Source organism: Pseudomonadota bacterium (genome assembly GCA_016719885.1).
Taxonomy (GTDB): Bacteria; Pseudomonadota; Gammaproteobacteria.
This window is the reverse complement of record JADJYF010000005.1, coordinates 43,015-60,058: the sequence shown is the minus strand read 5'-3', so window position 1 is coordinate 60,058 and position 17,044 is coordinate 43,015. Positions and strand designations below refer to the sequence as shown.

Genomic DNA, 17,044 nt, shown 5'->3' with positions numbered 1-17,044 from the left:
GATGTGGGCTATGCGCATGGAGTGTGGTCCCGCGTTTCTTCAACCAGGTCTTGCAAGGCCCGCCACACCACTTCAGGCGTCAGCGCCTCGAGGTCCTCGTTGGGCGCGAGCACGGTATGCGCGTGCGCACCCCACGGTCGATAGCGTTGTGGTTGGCCGGGGCCAAATACCGTGAGGCTAGGTGTATTCATGGCCGCCGCCATGTGGCCGAGCCCGGAGTCGTTGCCAACGAAGGCGCGCGCGCGCGCCAGCAGCGCGGCGGCGCTGCCGAGACTGGTCTTGCCCACGCAGTTGAGCGTCGGCAGCGACACGCCTTCGAGCGCCAGGACGTCAGCGCAGTCCTGCGCCGAGCCGAGCAGGATAGCGCCATCGAAATGCGTCGCCGCCAACTGCAGCAGGGTACGGTAATGATGACGTGGCCATTTTTTGCCGGGCCAGTTGGCGCCGGGCGCAATGGCCAACCAACTGCGGCCGGGCAGCGTCGCCAGCAGTTGTTCGGCGGCCTCGCGGTGTTCGCGGGCAAGGTACAGACGACAGGGCGGAGGCGCCTCGTCACCCAGCAAGGGTCGCAGGGCGGCGAAGTGTTCTTCCACCGCGTGGCAACCTTCGATGCGTTGATGGGGTTTACGCAAACGCAGATCAGCGCGCAGCAGGTAGGCCAGGATGGGACTGCGCAAATCGACGACCACACGGTAACGACGTCGACGTAACGCGCGCAGCAGTGCGCCGCGCGCGCGCCAGCCGGCGCGCTTGTTGTAGAGAAAGATCTCGCCGACATAGGGCGCCGGCGCGAGCAAGGCGGCAGAGCGGGGATCGGCGAACACGTCGATGAGCGTGCCGGGGTAAGTCGTGGCCAGCGCTTCGAACAGCGGCGTGGTCATGACCACGTCGCCGATATTGCTGAGCGTGACGACCAGCAGGCGCTGGGCTTCGGCGGATGGGTGCGTCATCACTTGCCGATGCAGAAGCGCGAGAAGATCTCTCCCAATAGCGCTTCACTGCCGCCACCGCCAACGATCGAATGCAGCGCGTCGGCGGCGCGGCGCAGTCCTTCGGCCGTCAGCTCCGGGGCGTGGCGTGCAAGATCGAGGTCAAGGGGAAGAAGTTCGCCGCGAGCGAGTTCCAGGGCGGCGACATGGCGGGCGCGGGCCACGAATTCGTTCTCTTCGGTGCTCTCGACATCGAGCAGCTCGGCCAGGGTTTCCAGCAACAGGTCCAGGCCCGTGCCGTCTTTGGCGGAGATAAAGATGTGGTCGCCGCCTTCCGCCTGGCAGCGTGCCGCGGGTGCGCCGCGCGTATCGATTTTGTTGTGCACGACGAGCACGCGGGTATCGGGCGGCGGCGCCTGGCCAAGTTCGATGTACAGCGCATCGATGCTCGCGGGCTCGGGATGATCGGTCATGAGCAACACCAGGTCGGCGCTGCTCATCACCTCGTTGGCGCGGCGTATGCCTTCGCGTTCGATGGGGTCATGAGTCTCGCGCAAGCCGGCGGTGTCGCACAGGCGTACCGGCACGTCGCGAATCAAGGTATCGATTTCAATGATGTCGCGGGTGGTGCCGGGGATGGCACTGACGATGGCCTTGTCCGCGCGCGCCAGGCGATTGAGCAAGGTCGACTTGCCGGTGTTGGGCGCGCCGACGATCGCGACGGTCGCGCCGAGATTGAGCTTCGCGCCTTGCTGCGCGCTCACGAGCAGGGTGCCGATGGCGTTACGCAGCGCATCGATGCGCGGATATTCGGCGGCGGCGAGTATGTCGCCCGGGATGTCGTCGGGGAAATCGATGGCGCCCTCGAAAGCCACACGGCATCGCGTCATTTCATCGACGAGTGCGTGGATGCGGGTTGAAAACTCGCCCTTCAGCGTGCGCAAGGCCGAGCGCGCGGCGCGCAGGGAGCGGCTTTCGATGAGATCGGCGACCGCTTCGGCCTGGGCGAGATCGAGTTTGCCGTTACGGTACGCACGCTCGGAGAATTCGCCCGGGCGCGCCAGGCGGGCGCCGAGACCGCACAAGGCCTGCAGCAGCGCGTGGAGCAGCACGGGGTTGCCGTGGCTGTGCAGTTCGCAGACGTGTTCGCCGGTATAGGACGCTGGCGCGGGGAAGTAGATGACGAGGCCCGCATCGAGCGGCGCGCCGTCCACGCCATTGAAAGCGCGATAACTCGCTTGGCGGGCGGGCGGCAGGGCGCCGACCAGCGCTTGCAGCAGCGCTGGCACGGCGGGCCCCGATGCGCGGATCACACCGAGGGCGCCGCGGCCCGGCGCGGTGGCAATGGCGGCGATGGTATCGGTCGCCGTCATGGGCGGAACGTCAGGCCGCTTTGGCCTCGATGGCGCGGGTGATCTGCCACTGCTGGGCAATGGACAACATGTTGTTCACGAACCAGTAGAGCACGAGCCCCGACGGGAAGAACGCGAAGAACGCGGTAAACATCACCGGCATGACCTGCATGACTTTCGCTTGCATCGGATCGATGGGCGCGGGATTCAGTTTTTGCTGACCCCACATGCTGATACCCATCAACAGTGGCAACACGAAGTACGGATCTTTTTCCGACAGGTCTTGCACCCACAGGATGAACGGCGCCTGCCGCATCTCGACGCTCTCGAGCAGCACCCAGTAAAGCGCGATGAAGACCGGGATCTGGATGAGGATGGGCAGGCAACCACCCAGCGGGTTGATCTTCTCGTCCTTGTACAGCTTCATCATCGCTTGGTTGAGCTGTGCGCGGTCGTCACCGAAGCGTTCTCGCAGCGCAAGCATGCGCGGTTGCACGCGACGCATGTTGGCCATCGAACGGTAGCCGGCGGCGGACAGCGGGAAGAACAACAACTTCAACAGCAAGGTCACGAGGATGATGGCGTAGCCCCAGTTGCCGGTCATGTCATGAATCGCACGCAGGGTCATGAACAGCGGTTTGGCGATGAACCACAGCGAGCCAAAATCGACGCTGAGTTCCAACCCCGGAGCGATGTCGGTGATGATGTCGTGACGCTTCGGGCCGATGTACACGCGGCTGCTCAAGGTTTGTTTCGCGGCGGGCGCGATGGCGACTTCCGGGCCCTGGTAGCCGACCAGGTAATGGCTGTCGTCGAGGATCTTCGAATAGAAACTGTAGGCGGTTTCGGGCGGTGGGATGAGAGCGGTGACAAAGTAGTGCTGGATGATGCCCACCCATGCCCCCGCGGCGGAGACGGCGATGGGCTTGTCCTTGATGTCGTCGAACTTGAACTTGGCGAAGCGCTTATCAGGCGTTGAAAGAGCGGGCCCGGTAAATGTGTAGATCATGCCGCGGCGCGAGGATTCGTCGTTGCGCTTGAGCTGTTCATACAAGTGCGCACGCAGCGGCTCGCTGCCGTTGTTGATCACTTCATGTTCGATAGTAATCGCGTAGCTGCCGCGCTGGATGATGATGCGCTTTTCGACCGTCACACCGGTGGGCGTGGTCCAGCGTAAGGGCACGGTGAGATTCTCGGCGCCATCGGCAAGCTGGTAGGTGCTGGCTTCGGCGGTGTAGACGCTGTGGTGCGTGGGCAAACCATCGGATCCGGTGAGGCCGCTTTCCTGCACGAACACGCGGCTGTCGTCGCTTCCCAGCAGTTCGACAGGCGGTGCACCGGCGGCGCTGCTGACCGGGTAATGCAGCAATTTCACGCTTTGGAGAGTGGCGCCCGCGGTCGAGATCTGGAGTTCGAACAGGTCGCTCGTGGCGGTGATGATGCTCGGTGCCGTGGCAGCCGGCGCGGCCGTGTCGTTGGGGACGGCGGAGGCTTGCGATGCGTTGGTACCGGGCGCCGGTGTCGCGGGCGCGGAGCTGACCGGAGGCGCGGCTGTCGGCGCTGCCGTTGTTGTCGTGGTCGAGGGGGCAGGACCGTAGTCCTTTTGCCACGCCTCCCAGAGCTGGAAACCGGTGAAGGTGAGCGCCACGATCAATATCAGGCGTAGATGTTCCATGGTGTCGAAGGATGCTTCTTTATCGTTTGCGTGTCTTGGAGGGACGCGCCTGGTTGGCATTCAGTCGGCTGAAAGCGCGCGCGACGCTGCCGCGTAGGTCTTCACAGTCGACTGTCGCGGCAAGGGGCTTGAGCAAGACGAAGATGTCCAAGGATGGCAGGCCCCGGCTCACACCGCGAAAGGTTTCGCGGATCAGCCTTTTGAGCTGGTTGCGACGGGTAGCTTTGCGTGCCACCCGTTTGCTGACGGCGAGACCGAGTCGGGCCCCGTCGGCGGCATTGACGCGGTAATAGATGACGAACCACGCGTCGTTGTAACGGTGACCGGCTTCGAGAAGCGCCGTGAAGTCCGCCGAGGCGCGCAGACGCTGCTCGGGTCGAAATCTTCTCGAAGGCGGGTCAGCGTCGGCACCGCCGGGGGCGGATATCAGTTGGGAGTCAATCGCAGCCGACCACGAGCGCGTCGGGCCTTAAGAACGCGCCGGCCGCCCTTGGTTTTCATACGCGCGCGGAAGCCATGGTTGCGGACGCGCTTGAGCCGGCTCGGTTGAAATGTTCTTTTCATCTTGAATCCATCGTTTGATTTGGTTTGCGACCGGCACGAGACGTGGTTCGTGCGCGGACGGGGCGCTCGAAAGGCGCGTGATGGTAGGTAAGTGGCGGAATCATGTCAATGTTTCCGAACTTTACCCGCGCCCCAATCCGGCCTGTGGATAAGGTGGGTCAAGGCGTATAAACTCGCTGAGCCCCGACCGAAATACCCATAAGAAAAGCAATCCGACGTGCAGCAATCGATTTGGCAGCAGTGCCTGGTACAGCTTGAAAGAGAGCTCACCGCCCAGCAGTTCAATACCTGGATCCGACCTTTGCAGGCGGTTGAACTGGACCAAGGGCTGGAGATCCTTGCCCCGAATCGCTTTGTTCTCGATTGGATCCGCGACAAGTACGGCTCCCGCATTCGGGCGATCCTGGACCAGTTGTCCGGGGTAGGCGCGTTCAACGTGTCCATGGGCATAGGCAGTGTCAGCGCCCCCAAGCCTGAGCCCGTGGCGGCAGTCGCGCCGACCGTAGCAAAAGCGCCTATGGATGCGCCGGCCAAGAAGGCGGAACCTGGTGTCAGGCGTGTCAGCGGGCTCAAGCCGGACTTCACCTTCGAGAGTTTCGTGGAAGGCAAATCCAACCAGCTGGCGCGCGCAGCTTCATTGCAAGTTGCGGAAAATCATGGAAAAGCCTACAATCCACTGTTCATTTGCGGCGGTGTCGGCTTGGGCAAGACGCATCTCATGCACGCGGTAGGCAATCTCATCATCGCTCAGAAGCCATCGGCACAGGTGGTGTATCTGCATTCGGAGCGCTTCGTTGCCGACATGGTCAAGGCCTTGCAACACAACGCCATCAACGAGTTCAAACGGTTTTATCGCTCGGTCGATGCCTTGCTTATCGACGACATTCAGTTTTTCGCCGGCAAAGAGCGTTCTCAAGAAGAGTTCTTCCATACTTTCAACGCGTTGCTGGAAGGCCAGCAACAGATAGTCCTGACCTGCGATCGCTACCCGAAAGAAGTCTCCGGGGTCGAGGAGCGATTGAAATCCCGCTTCGGATGGGGTTTGACGGTGGCAATCGAGCCGGCGGAACTGGAAACGCGCGTGGCCATCCTCATGCGCAAAGCCCAGCAAAGCAACGTCGACCTGCCCCATGAGGTGGCGTTCTTCATCGGCAAACGTTTCCGCTCCAATATCCGGGAGCTGGAAGGCGCGCTTCACAGGGTGGTGGCAAACGCCCACTTCACGGGAAACCCCATCACGCTCGAGTTCGCCAAGGAGGCCCTGCGAGACTTGCTCGCCCTGCAGGACCGCCTCATCACCATGGACAACATCCAAAAAACAGTCGCCGAATATTACAAAGTACGGGTAGCCGACCTGCTTTCGAAGCGCCGAACCCGTTCGATTGCGCGGCCGCGACAAGTAGCGATGGCCTTATCCAAGGAATTGACTAACCATAGTCTTCCGGAAATAGGCGATGCCTTCGGCGGCCGAGACCACACGACGGTCATTCACGCGTGTCGCAAAGTCGCCGAACTGAAAGCCAGCGATTCCCGGATCCAGGAAGACTACGCCAATCTCGAAAGGATCCTGACAACTTGAAGGTAAGTGCGAGAGCAAGTTGTGAACAAAATGATCGCTTCGATTCTGGCCGCTTTCGTTCACCGCTTATACACAGGTAACGCCTCTGGCAAGCCGCCTGGAAAATGGATAATTTATCTTTAAATTCAATAAGATAAATATTATCCCCGATATTCGTTGCGCTTAAAACAGAAACAACAATGAAGATCAAAATCACAAGAGAAATATTGTTACCTGTTCTCCAGGCTGCCAATAACGTGGTGGAACGCCGGCAGTCCTTACCGATTTTGAGCAACGTCCTCATTGTTGCCGGGGACGAGGGGATCCAGGTAACCGCGACCGATATGGAAGTCGAGCTCGTGAGCCTCATTAAAAACCCGGTTGCCGAACAAGGCAGCGTCGCTCTGCCAGCCAGGAAGCTTTTCGATATCTGCCGAGCGTTGCCGGCCGAATCGGAGATGACCATCGAGTCTTCCGGAGCCAAGGCAAAAATCGCCTCAGGCAGAAGTCGCTTTTCCCTGGCAACCATGAATGCCGACGAATTCCCGAGCATTGGCGCCTTCGAATCAAGCGTGAACCTCGAATTGCCTACCGAAACGCTCTCGGATCTCCTGGAGAGCACCAGTTTTGCCATGGCTCACCAGGATGTCCGCTACTACCTCAATGGCCTATTACTGGAGATCGACAGTAGCCGTATTCGCGCCGTGGCGACGGATGGTCACCGTTTGGCGATGACCGACAAGGCGGTCGAAATTTCATTGGAGACGCCGAGGCAATGTATCGTGCCGCGCAAAGGCGTCCTCGAGATTGTGCGCCTGCTCAACCCCAACAGCACGTCAGCACAGATAGCTGTCGGTGAAAATCACTTTCGGGTGACCTCGGGAGACCAATCCCTGACCACCAAGCTCGTCGATGGCCGCTTCCCGGATTACGAACGGGTCATACCTCGCGAAACGGACAACCGCGTGGTAGCGAGCCGTGAGTCCCTGCGCGCTGGTTTGAGTCGCGCTTCCATCCTCTCAAACGAGAAATTTCGCGGCATCCGTTTGATTTTAAAGAAAAATCTTCTGACCGCCGTAGCTCATAACCCGGAACAGGAAGAAGCGGAAGAGGAGATCGAAGTCGAATACAGCGGAGCCGCCGTAGAAGTCGGATTCAATGTTTCTTACTTGCTCGATGTCCTCGGTGTAATGCGTTCGGATACGGTAAGGCTCGATTTGATTGATGCACAGAGCAGTTGCTTGATGCAGGCACCGGACGACGCGACTTCCCGTTATGTCGTGATGCCTATGCGTCTCTGAGTGCGCTCCCCATGTATTTCAATTGCATGCTTTCTAGTGGTCCGGCCTTCCAGCGAAGCGACTACGTTTGTCCAGCCTGATGAGGTTTATTTCACTTAAGGCGGTCAATCTTCGCTGTTTCTCTGAAGTCGATTACCGGCCTACCCGCGGTAACAACCTGATCTACGGTGCTAATGGCAGCGGTAAGACATCGCTGCTGGAAGGGTTGTACATCGCAAGCATCGGAAAATCTTTCCTCTCCGGCCGGTCAACCGATTTGGTATTGGCAGGAGCAAAGGGCCTTTCGATTACAGCGGAAGTGGAGGGGAAGGGCGAATTCGGTACTTCGACAATAGTCGTCAAAAAGCAAAAGGCCGAAACGAGCATTACGTTCGATGGCCAGACAGTTAGCGCAGCTTCGGTATTGGCGCGCGACTTCCCAGTGCTGGTTATTAATTCGAGAGCGCCAGACCTTTTAGGTGAGAATCCTAGTAACAGACGGTCGCTACTCGACCGTTCCTTGTTCCACGTGAAACATGATTACGTAGGATTATGGAAGGAATACCGCCACGCGCTGCGACAAAGGAATGAACTATTGCGGCTTCCCCACATGAGATCCCAAGCCGCCTACTGGGAGGAAAAGCTGCAAGACGTGGGTGAAGCTATCAATAACAACCGCATGTCGCTCGTGACCGCTATCAATAACAAGCTGGAGGCCAGCCATATTCCCGGCCTTGCTCAAGGAGACCTGCGATTCGAGTTCTCTCCTGGTTGGGACACTTCCTCAAGCTTGGGCGAACAATTACGAAGTGATTGGGAAAGGGACGTGGACCTCGGTTATACCTTGGCCGGCCCTCATCGGGCGGATCTTTCCCTCTGGAGAGCGGGGCGGGCCGTTTCCAAGAAGCTCTCTCGTGGCCAATCCAAGATGGTGGTCTGCTTGACGATCACAGCCATAGCCCAGTTCATTAAACAAGCGGCGGTGCCACCTGTTTTATTGGTGGACGACCTTGCGGCCGAGCTGGACGACAAGATGTTAAGCTTGGCGCTGGCAGATATTCAGGCAGTCGCCACCCAGTGTTTCTTTACGGCTATCAAGCCGTCGGAAATACAGACGCTTCTTCCCGCTGATACAGGCTTGTTCCACGTGGAACGATCCCATTAAACACTACGCTGCGTGAGCCAAGAGCGATGACCTACGATTCCAAGAACATCAAAGTCCTGAAAGGTCTGGATGCCGTCCGAAAACGACCCGGCATGTACATCGGCGACACCGATGACGGCACGGGCCTCCATCACATGGTTTTCGAGGTGGTGGATAACTGCGTCGACGAAGCTCTGGCGGGATACTGCAAGAACATCGAGGTTCGAATTCATAGCGATGGCGCTGTGACCGTCACCGATGATGGCCGCGGCATTCCCGTGGACATTCACGAGGAAGAGCAACGCTCGGCCGCGGAAGTCATCATGACCACGCTCCATGCCGGCGGTAAGTTCGACGACAACTCGTACAAGGTGTCGGGCGGCCTGCATGGCGTCGGTGTATCCGTGGTCAACGCCCTGTCAGATCGCTTGATTCTGTCCATCCGTCGTGAAGGCAAGCTTTGGCGGCAGGAATACCATGAAGGTGACCCCACGGGCGCGCTTGAAGCTATCGGGGAGGCTGACCGCACCGGTACCGAGGTCCGGTTTTATCCGAGCGCCAAGATATTCACGAACATAGAGTTTCATTACGACATACTCGCGCGTCGCCTGCGCGAATTGTCATTCTTGAACTCCGGCTTGAGTATTTCCCTGTCCGACGAGCGTTCCGACAAGAAGGACCACTTCGAATACCAAGGTGGTATTGCAGCTTTCGTAGAGCATCTCAACAAGACCAAGACGCCGCTGCATCCGGCGGTCATCGAAATCTCGGGCTCGAAGGACAATATCGGCGTCGAGTTGGCCATGCAGTGGAATGACTCCTACCAGGAGAACATTTACTGCTATACCAACAACATTCCGCAGCGTGACGGTGGGACGCATTTGGCGGGGTTCCGAGCCGCGTTGACCCGAACCCTCAACCAATACCTCGAAAAAGAAGGCATTGCCGCCAAGCACAAGGTCGCCATCGCGGGAGAAGACGTCCGGGAAGGCCTGACCACGGTCCTCTCGATCAAGCTGCACGATCCGAAGTTCTCGTCCCAGACCAAAGAAAAGCTCGTTTCAAGTGAAGTCAAAGGTACGGTTGAATCGATCGTTTCTGACAACCTGCATACCTTCCTAATCGAGCATCCCCAGGATGCCAAGGCCATCATGGCCAAAATCATCGATGCCGCTCGGGCGCGGGAAGCAGCCAGGAAGGCGCGAGAATTGACGAGGAGAAAGACGGCACTCGACGTGGCGGGTCTGCCCGGTAAATTGGCCGACTGCCAGGAGCGCGATCCGTCCCGTTCCGAATTGTTCATCGTCGAGGGTGACTCGGCCGGTGGCTCGGCGAAGCAAGGCCGGGATCGAAAGAACCAGGCAATCTTGCCGTTGAAAGGCAAGATCTTGAACGTTGAGAAAGCCCGCTTCGATAAAATGCTGTCATCGAGCGAAGTTGGCGCGCTCATCACGGCGCTCGGCTGCGGCATTGGCACGGAGGAATACGATCCTTCACGCCTGCGCTATCACCGCATCATCATCATGACCGACGCCGACGTCGACGGGTCGCACATCCGCACCTTGCTCCTCACGTTCTTCTATCGCCAGATGCCGGAGCTCGTCGAGCGTGGGCATATCTATATCGCGCAGCCGCCTTTGTATAAGGTCAAGAAGGGCAAGAACGAGCGCTACCTGAAAGACGATCCCGAGCTCGACGCATATTTCATGGAACTCGCCATCAACGACACGGAGATCGGCCTCGGCGACACCCGCTTGTCGGACGAACGGCTTATCGAGGTGGGGCGAGAGTTCCTTTTCCTGCAACAGATCCAGCGGCGGCTCGAAGCGCGTTACGCACCGATCGTCCTCAAAGGGCTACGGCGAGCTCCGGAACTGAAAAATCCGGAACTCGGTACGCGTGAGTCTTTAAATGAGTGGCTGGTCACCTTCCGAGCGGCGCTCGACCACGTCATTGGTGACGACCGGCAATCGCCGACCATTGACCTGGTCTACCAAAGCTCCGATTCCTGGTCATTATTGATTCGTGCCGTCATCAACGGTTCTTTACTCACTTCACGCCTGGAGCGGGAGTTCTTTTCCAGTGGGGAGTACCGCCATCTGAACCGCCTGGGCCAGATGTTCGATGAGGGTGACACGTCGGCAGTGACGGTTCATCGCGGTGAGGACGTGAGCACGGCAGCGTCGCTGGGCGATGCCTTCGGAAGCCTGTTAGACACAACCCGTCGTGGTGTTACGGTTCAAAGGTACAAGGGCTTGGGTGAAATGAACCCCGAGCAGCTGTGGGAAACGACCATGAACCTCGAAACCCGCAATCTCATGCAGGTCAAGATCGAAGACGCGGTTGCTGCGGATGAAATCTTTTCCACGCTGATGGGTGACCAGGTGGAACCGCGTCGAGAGTTCATCGAACGCCATGCCCTCAGCGTGACTAATCTCGACACCTGAAGCGGCCTCAATCGTGGTGACGCGGCGTCGCGGCCGCGGCTACTACGAATACCCGGGCGGCGCCGGCGACACGCAGTGCCGCGGCCAGCGCCGCGCACGTCGCGCCGGTGGTGATGACGTCATCGACGATGACAATTCGCAGGCCGGTCACGTCTCGTTTCACCTTGAACGCCGTTGCCATGTTCGCCCTGCGTGACGCGGCATCGAGGCGGGACTGCGCCCGGCCCCACAAGCGTCGCCTGGTGGCCACATCCTCACGTAGCGGGACCCCCGAGACTTCGCTCAATCGCTCTGCCAGCTCGCGCGCCTGGTTGAAGCCGCGCTGCATGAAACGCCATGGCAGCAGCGGTACCGGCACGAGCATGTCCATCGTTCTCACTGGCGCCACGAATTCCGCGGTAAAACCGCTCGCCAGCACCGCGAGTGCGCTCAAATCCCGCTGAAATTTCGCCGCTCGAATGACTTCCGTCACGGGAAACTCGTAACGGAATGCGACCCATGCGGCGTCAACGCCATCGATGCTGCGCTTTGAGACGGGCTGCGCGTGTCGGCAGATCAGCGTAACAGCCGTAGCACAGGCCGGTGGCAGCGCGTCCCGAGCCGTGACAGACAAAACACTCGGTCGCACCGACCATCCAGTCCTCGGCCGTTTGTTTGTATAGTTTCGCGCGATTCCATAAACTCGACACCTTGCCGTTCCTTGGCATCCCAATCGATCTCCTGAACGCAAACCACAGCTCCGTGCTGGACGAGGATATTGCACCATGACCACCCAAACCGCCCAGCTTCGTCAACCGGTTACCAGCGACGGTGTCCGTCACGATTGGTCGGCCGCGGAGGTGCGGGCGCTGTTTTCGCAGCCTTTCAATGACCTGCTGTTCGAGGCGCACACCGTGCATCGCGCCAACTTCAATCCGAACCAGGTTCAACTGAGTACCTTGCTGAACATCAAGTCCGGCGGTTGCCCCGAGGACTGTGCCTATTGCCCGCAAAGCGTTCGCTTCGATACCAACGTTTCCGCCGACCCGGTCCTGCCGCTGCAGGAGGTATTGCAGGCCGCCGCACGTGCCAAGGCCGCCGGCGCCACGCGCTTCTGCATGGGCGCCGCCTGGCGATCCCCCAAGGATCGCGACCTTGACCAGGTCATCCCGCTGATCGAAGGTGTGCGCGCCCAAGGCCTCGAGACCTGCGTCACGCTGGGCATGTTGAGCGACAGCCAGGTCGCCAAGCTGCGCGATGCCGGTCTCGATTATTACAACCACAACCTCGATACCTCGCCCGAGTTCTACGGCAACATCATTTCCACGCGCACCTACGACGATCGTTTGAATACGCTCGAGCGCGTGCGCGACGCTGGCATCAAGGTCTGCTGCGGCGGTATCGTCGGACTCGGCGAAGGCACCCAGGACCGCGGCGAACTGTTGCGCACGCTCGCCAACCTGCCCAGCCATCCGGAGTCCGTGCCGATCAACCTGCTTGTGCGTGTCGAAGGCACGCCGCTCGCCGACGCCGCGCCGGTGCATCCCATCGACTTCGTGCGCACCGTTGCCGTTGCCCGCATTCTCATGCCGGCATCGCACGTGCGCCTGTCCGCGGGCCGCACCAACATGACCGACGAGTTGCAGGCGCTGTGTTTCTTTGCCGGCGCCAACTCCATTTTCTATGGCGAGCAGTTGCTGACCACCGCGAACCCGGACGTCAGCAATGACCAACAGCTGTTTGCGCGTCTTGGCTTGAGCTCGGACCAACACGTGCACAGTCACGCCTAAGTATTGAATCCGACCAAGGTGTCCGCCGCCCTCGATACACGCGTCACCGACGGCCTGAACGCCGCACGGGCCGCGTACCGGGTGCGCAAGTTGGACGAGCGCGATAACGCGCAGGGTGTCGACGTCGTCATCGATGGGCGGCCGCTCGTCAACTTCACCAGCAACGACTACCTCGGCCTCGCCGCGCACCCGCGCGTGGTCGGCCGCGTCCAGGAAGAATTGCGACAACACGGTTTCGGTAGCGGCAGCGCCGCTTTGCTGTCGGGGCGTTCCAGCCTGCACGCCGAACTCGAACGCGAGCTCGCACGTTTCACCGGCATGCAGTCCGCGTTACTGTTCTCCTCCGGCTACCTGGCCAATCTCGGTGCACTCACCGCACTCACTTCCAACAGTGATCTCATCGTTCACGATCGCCTGAACCATGCCTCGCTGATCGACGGCGTGTTGGCGAGTGGCGCCCAGCATCGTCGCTACTCGCATCTCGATGTCGAACGCGCGGGCGCTTTGTTGCAAGCAAGCGCTCACCAAATGAAATGGCTGGTGAGCGAATCGGTGTTCAGCATGGACGGCGATGTCGCATCCATCGAATCCCTGGACGCTCTGTGCCATGGTCACGGCGCGACGCTTTACGTGGATGATGCCCACGGTTTCGGCGTTTTGAATGACGGTCGAGGTGCGGCCAGCGCACTGCCGCCGCCTCGACGGGATGCCCTGGTGACGATGTTCACCCTGGGCAAGAGCCTCGGCTCGGTGGGCGGCGTGGTGCTCGCCAACGCCTCGGTGTGTGAATACCTGGTGCAACGCGCGCGCACCTACATCTACGACACCGCCTTGCCACCGGTATGCGCCGCCGCGGCATTGGAAGCCTTGGCTATCTTGCGTGAATCGCCCGCCCGGCCGCGTACCCTCGCGGCGCGCGTCGCGAGTTTCCGCCAACGGGCCACGGCGTCGGGAATCGCCTTGACCGCCAGTACGACACCAATTCAGCCGATCATGATTGGTGACGACGCCCGCGCGGTCGCCGTTACGCAGCGCTTGCTGGCGGACGGCCTCTACGTGCGCGCCATCCGGCCGCCGACGGTGCCGGCGGGCACGGCGCGTCTGCGCATCACTCTCACCCACGACCACAGCGACGAACACATCGAGCGCCTCGTCACCGCGCTCGCGCGCGCCCTCGAAGCATGAACTTCGCGCCGCCCCCCGCCCTCGACAAACGCCGCGTCGCGACCAGCTTCGACCGTGCCGCGCGCAGCTACGACCGCCATGATTTCCTGCAACGCGAAGTCGCGGCCCGCGCCATCGAGCGACTCGACTACGTAAACGTGCAACCTGGCCATATCCTCGATTTAGGCTCGGGTACCGGCCGTTGCGCGCGCGCCCTCGCCAGCCGTTACAAGCGTGCCCAGGTCGTACAGTGCGACCTGGCGCTCGGCATGTTGCGCCAGGCGCGCAGCCTCGAACGGCGGTTTTTTTCGCGCCAGCGGTTTGTCGCCGGTGATTTCGAACGACTGCCGTTTCGCGATGGTCAATTTCACATGGCGTTCTCGAGCCTCGCGCTGCAGTGGAGTCAGAATCTCGAAGCCGCGTTCACCGAAGTGCGACGCAGCCTCGCCGTCGGCGGACTGTTCATGTTCACAACGCTCGGCCCGGACACCCTGCGCGAACTGCGTAAGGCGTGGACCAGCGTCTCGAGCGCGCCGAACGTCAACCAGTTCCTCGACATGCACGACATCGGCGATACGCTGCTGCGCGCCGGCTTCGGCGACCCGGTGATGGAAACCGAATACCTGACCGTGCCCTACGACGACCTCATCACGCTCATGCGCGATCTGAAGGGCATAGGCGCGTCGAACAGCCATGCCGATCGCGCGCGCGGCATGTTGGGACGTAAACGCCTGGCCGCCCTCGAGGCGGCCTACGAAGCCGAACGTCGCGACGACGGCAAATTGCCGGCCACCTACGAGGTGGTTTACGGTCACGCCTGGGCGATCGAAGGCCGCCGTCGTCAGCCGCAGGACGTACATACCTTTCCACTGGAAAAGCTACGCCGCCGATGAGCCTGTCATTGTTCGTTACCGGTACCGACACCGGCTGTGGCAAGACCCGTATCAGTTGCGCGCTGCTGGAAGCGTTGTCACGCGCCGGTGTGAGTGCCACCGGCATGAAGCCGGTGGCGACCGGCGCGCTGCGCAGTAACGGCCTGTTGGTCCAGGAGGACGTGAAGGCGCTGGTCGCCGCATCCAACGTCGCCATCCCGCGTCGCTACGTCAATCCCTACCTGTTCGTGCCACCGTGTTCGCCGAACATCGCGGCACAACAGGCCAATACCGCCATCGAACTGGCGGTCATCGAGGAAGCTTTCGATTCCTGCCAGAGCCGCGCCGAGTCGGTGGTCGTGGAAGGCGTTGGCGGCTGGTGCGTGCCGCTCGGCGACAACCTGTGGCTGGAGGATCTTGCGCTGCGTCTCAAGCTGCCGGTGCTGCTGGTGGTGGGCATTCGCCTGGGCTGCATCAACCACGCGGTGCTGAGCGCGCGCGCCATCATCGAATCGGGCTTGCCGCTGCTCGGCTGGATAGCGAATGTGGTCGATCCGCACACGGTCGAAGCGGCTGCCGTCATCAACACCATCACCCGCCACCTCGACGCCCCGCGCCTGGCGGTGCTCGATTACGCGCCGGGCGCCAGCGCCGCGCACATCGCGCCGCAGCTTGGCGGCTGCGTCGATGCCCTGCGTCGCCAGAGTCTGTCCTGAGGTCCCGCGGTCATGGTGACCGAGCTTGAGAGCGGCGCGAACCATGGCAGCGCATGGCTGCTGCGGCCTACGCGCTCCATGACCTGGCCTGAGGCCAAGCGCTTCATCCTGCTTGTGACGCTCATGTGCGCCACCATAGGCGGCAGCTTCGCCTGGTTCGGGCTGTGGATGGTGATGCCGTTCTGTGGCATCGAGGCGCTGGCGGTGGCGCTGGCCTTCTACGTCGTCCTGCGCGACGGCGAACGCCGCGAGCTGGTGCGCATCGAGGGCGAAAAGCTCGTCATCGAGACCGGCAATCGCGAGCTCGAACAGCGCCATGAGTTCAATTCCCTGTGGGTGCGGGTCGACCTCGCCCGCTCGCGCTACCGGCACCACCCCACGCGCCTGTTCGTCGGGACCCACGGTCGTGCCGTGGAACTCGGTCGATTCCTGACCGACGGTGAGCGCGACAGTTTGTCGCGATCCCTGATTAACGCCTTGAAGAAAAACCGGTAGACTACCGCCGCTTCCGCTTTTGGGCGGACAGCACCGGCGCCCGGCAAGGGGAGATTTGGGCCACGCCGGGGGTCGCCTCGGCGACACACTTAAATCACAAAAAATCAGCACCTAACTGGTACGGACCAAACCCGCACGCGCTGTATCGGGAGTTTCAAGCATGACTTTTTCCAAGCATTCGAATCCGTGGCGGAAAATCGCGTTGATGAGCGCGATCCTCGGCCTGCCGGGGGCCGCCATGGCCGACTGGGGACTGAACCTCACCCGAGGCGTCACCCCTTACAGCAACACGATCTACGACCTGCACATGCTCATCCTGGGGGTGTGCGTGGTGGTGGGTGTCGTGGTCTTCGGCCTGATTTTCTACTCGGTCATCGCCTTCCGGAAGTCCGCCGGTGCCAAGGCTGCCCAGTGGCATGAAAGCACCAAGGTCGAAATCCTGTGGACGCTGGTGCCCTTCCTGATCCTGATCGGCATGGCGGTACCCGCCACCCACGCCCTGATCATGATGGAGAACGTTTCCAACGCCGACATGACCATCAAGGTCACCGGCTACCAGTGGAAGTGGCACTACCAGTACCTCGACGACGGCATCAACTTCTTCAGCACCCTCGAAAACGACAGCAACATGGCCCGCCAGCTGAAGTCCGGTGTCGACCCCAAGACCGTGCCGAACTACCTGCTCGAAGTGGACAACCACCTGGTGGTACCGGTGGGCAAGAAGATTCGCTTCCTGACCACCGCCGGTGACGTCATCCATGCCTGGTGGGTCCCCGCCCTCGGCTGGAAGCGCGACGCCATCCCGGGCTACATCAACGAGTCATGGGCCGAAATCCAGACCCCCGGTACCTACCGCGGCCAATGCGCGGAGCTGTGTGGCAAGGATCACGGCTTCATGCCCATCGTCGTCGACGCGCTGTCCGCCGAGGACTACGCCGCCTGGGTAACGAAAATGAAAGCCGCCACTCAGCATGCTGATGCAGGCGCGGCCGTACCGGCCGCCGCCGTGGCTCAGCAGTAAGGCCGGCAGCGCATCGCGCCCGCCCGCCTAATTATTTCGACTTGATTTGCATACGAGG

16 protein-coding genes are annotated in these 17,044 nt (G+C 60.9%); 10 read left to right on the top strand and 6 right to left on the bottom strand.

The window, feature by feature from the left end; all coding sequences use genetic code 11:
* Positions 1–8 precede the first annotated feature (8 nt).
* From IPM80_05920 to rpmH, 5 genes are read right to left on the bottom strand one after another with little or no spacing between them, the layout of a single operon-like run.
* Positions 9–950 (bottom strand): glycosyltransferase family 9 protein, encoded by a 942-nt coding sequence (locus IPM80_05920; GenBank protein ID MBK8957962.1) that lies wholly within the window; start codon positions 948–950, stop codon positions 9–11.
* Positions 950–2,302 carry a tRNA uridine-5-carboxymethylaminomethyl(34) synthesis GTPase MnmE gene (mnmE, locus tag IPM80_05915; GenBank protein ID MBK8957961.1) on the bottom strand — a complete coding sequence of 451 codons (1,353 nt, stop codon included), beginning with the start codon at positions 2,300–2,302 and terminating at the stop codon, positions 950–952. The genes IPM80_05920 and mnmE overlap by 1 nt, the downstream gene beginning before the upstream one ends.
* Before the next feature lie 10 nt (positions 2,303–2,312).
* A complete protein-coding gene (gene yidC, locus IPM80_05910; protein MBK8957960.1) occupies positions 2,313–3,956 on the bottom strand; it encodes a membrane protein insertase YidC in 1,644 nt (547 codons plus the stop codon).
* A gap of 19 nt (positions 3,957–3,975) precedes the next feature.
* The gene (gene rnpA / locus IPM80_05905) at positions 3,976–4,398 is read right to left on the bottom strand and encodes a ribonuclease P protein component (GenBank protein MBK8957959.1); all 423 of its coding nucleotides are present in this window, start codon (positions 4,396–4,398) and stop codon (positions 3,976–3,978) included.
* Complete coding sequence (gene rpmH, locus IPM80_05900) at positions 4,383–4,520, bottom strand: 50S ribosomal protein L34 (GenBank protein MBK8957958.1); 138 nt, start codon at positions 4,518–4,520, stop codon at positions 4,383–4,385. The genes rnpA and rpmH overlap by 16 nt, the downstream gene beginning before the upstream one ends.
* Positions 4,521–4,737: 217 nt before the next feature.
* Here rpmH and dnaA point away from each other — a divergent pair, with 217 nt between their 5' ends.
* The 4 genes from dnaA to gyrB all read left to right on the top strand — a co-directional run bounded on the left by dnaA (position 4,738) and on the right by gyrB (position 10,949).
* On the top strand, positions 4,738–6,099 hold the full coding sequence (gene dnaA / locus IPM80_05895; GenBank protein MBK8957957.1) for a chromosomal replication initiator protein DnaA: 1,362 nt from the start codon (positions 4,738–4,740) through the stop codon (positions 6,097–6,099).
* Positions 6,100–6,278: 179 nt separating this feature from the next.
* Entirely contained in the window at positions 6,279–7,379 is a 1,101-nt protein-coding gene (gene dnaN, locus IPM80_05890; GenBank protein ID MBK8957956.1) for a DNA polymerase III subunit beta, read from the top strand.
* 67 nt (positions 7,380–7,446) lie between these two features.
* The gene (locus tag IPM80_05885) at positions 7,447–8,523 is read left to right on the top strand and encodes a DNA replication/repair protein RecF (protein ID MBK8957955.1); all 1,077 of its coding nucleotides are present in this window, start codon (positions 7,447–7,449) and stop codon (positions 8,521–8,523) included.
* A 26-nt stretch (positions 8,524–8,549) separates the two neighbouring features.
* Positions 8,550–10,949, top strand: coding sequence for a DNA topoisomerase (ATP-hydrolyzing) subunit B (gyrB, locus tag IPM80_05880; GenBank protein ID MBK8957954.1), 2,400 nt, complete (start codon positions 8,550–8,552; stop codon positions 10,947–10,949).
* A 7-nt stretch (positions 10,950–10,956) separates the two neighbouring features.
* On the opposite strand, the gene IPM80_05875 is transcribed toward gyrB, so the two are convergent.
* Positions 10,957–11,421: a ComF family protein gene (locus IPM80_05875; GenBank protein ID MBK8957953.1), complete on the bottom strand. Its 465-nt coding sequence runs from the start codon at positions 11,419–11,421 to the stop codon at positions 10,957–10,959.
* Positions 11,422–11,713: 292 nt separating this feature from the next.
* Here IPM80_05875 and bioB point away from each other — a divergent pair, with 292 nt between their 5' ends.
* The 6 genes from bioB (at position 11,714) to coxB (ending at position 16,986) form a co-directional block, all read left to right on the top strand.
* Complete coding sequence (gene bioB / locus IPM80_05870; protein MBK8957952.1) at positions 11,714–12,718, top strand: biotin synthase BioB; 1,005 nt, start codon at positions 11,714–11,716, stop codon at positions 12,716–12,718.
* A gap of 18 nt (positions 12,719–12,736) precedes the next feature.
* On the top strand, positions 12,737–13,903 hold the full coding sequence (bioF, locus tag IPM80_05865; GenBank protein MBK8957951.1) for an 8-amino-7-oxononanoate synthase: 1,167 nt from the start codon (positions 12,737–12,739) through the stop codon (positions 13,901–13,903).
* On the top strand, positions 13,900–14,775 hold the full coding sequence (gene bioC / locus IPM80_05860) for a malonyl-ACP O-methyltransferase BioC (protein MBK8957950.1): 876 nt from the start codon (positions 13,900–13,902) through the stop codon (positions 14,773–14,775). Before bioF ends, bioC begins: the two co-directional genes overlap by 4 nt.
* Positions 14,772–15,470 (top strand): dethiobiotin synthase, encoded by a 699-nt coding sequence (gene bioD, locus IPM80_05855; GenBank protein MBK8957949.1) that lies wholly within the window; start codon positions 14,772–14,774, stop codon positions 15,468–15,470. Before bioC ends, bioD begins: the two co-directional genes overlap by 4 nt.
* Positions 15,471–15,482: 12 nt before the next feature.
* Positions 15,483–15,965 carry a DUF2244 domain-containing protein gene (locus tag IPM80_05850; protein MBK8957948.1) on the top strand — a complete coding sequence of 161 codons (483 nt, stop codon included), beginning with the start codon at positions 15,483–15,485 and terminating at the stop codon, positions 15,963–15,965.
* Between the two features lie 160 nt (positions 15,966–16,125).
* The gene (gene coxB / locus IPM80_05845; GenBank protein MBK8957947.1) at positions 16,126–16,986 is read left to right on the top strand and encodes a cytochrome c oxidase subunit II; all 861 of its coding nucleotides are present in this window, start codon (positions 16,126–16,128) and stop codon (positions 16,984–16,986) included.
* The last annotated feature ends 58 nt before the right edge of the window (positions 16,987–17,044 follow it).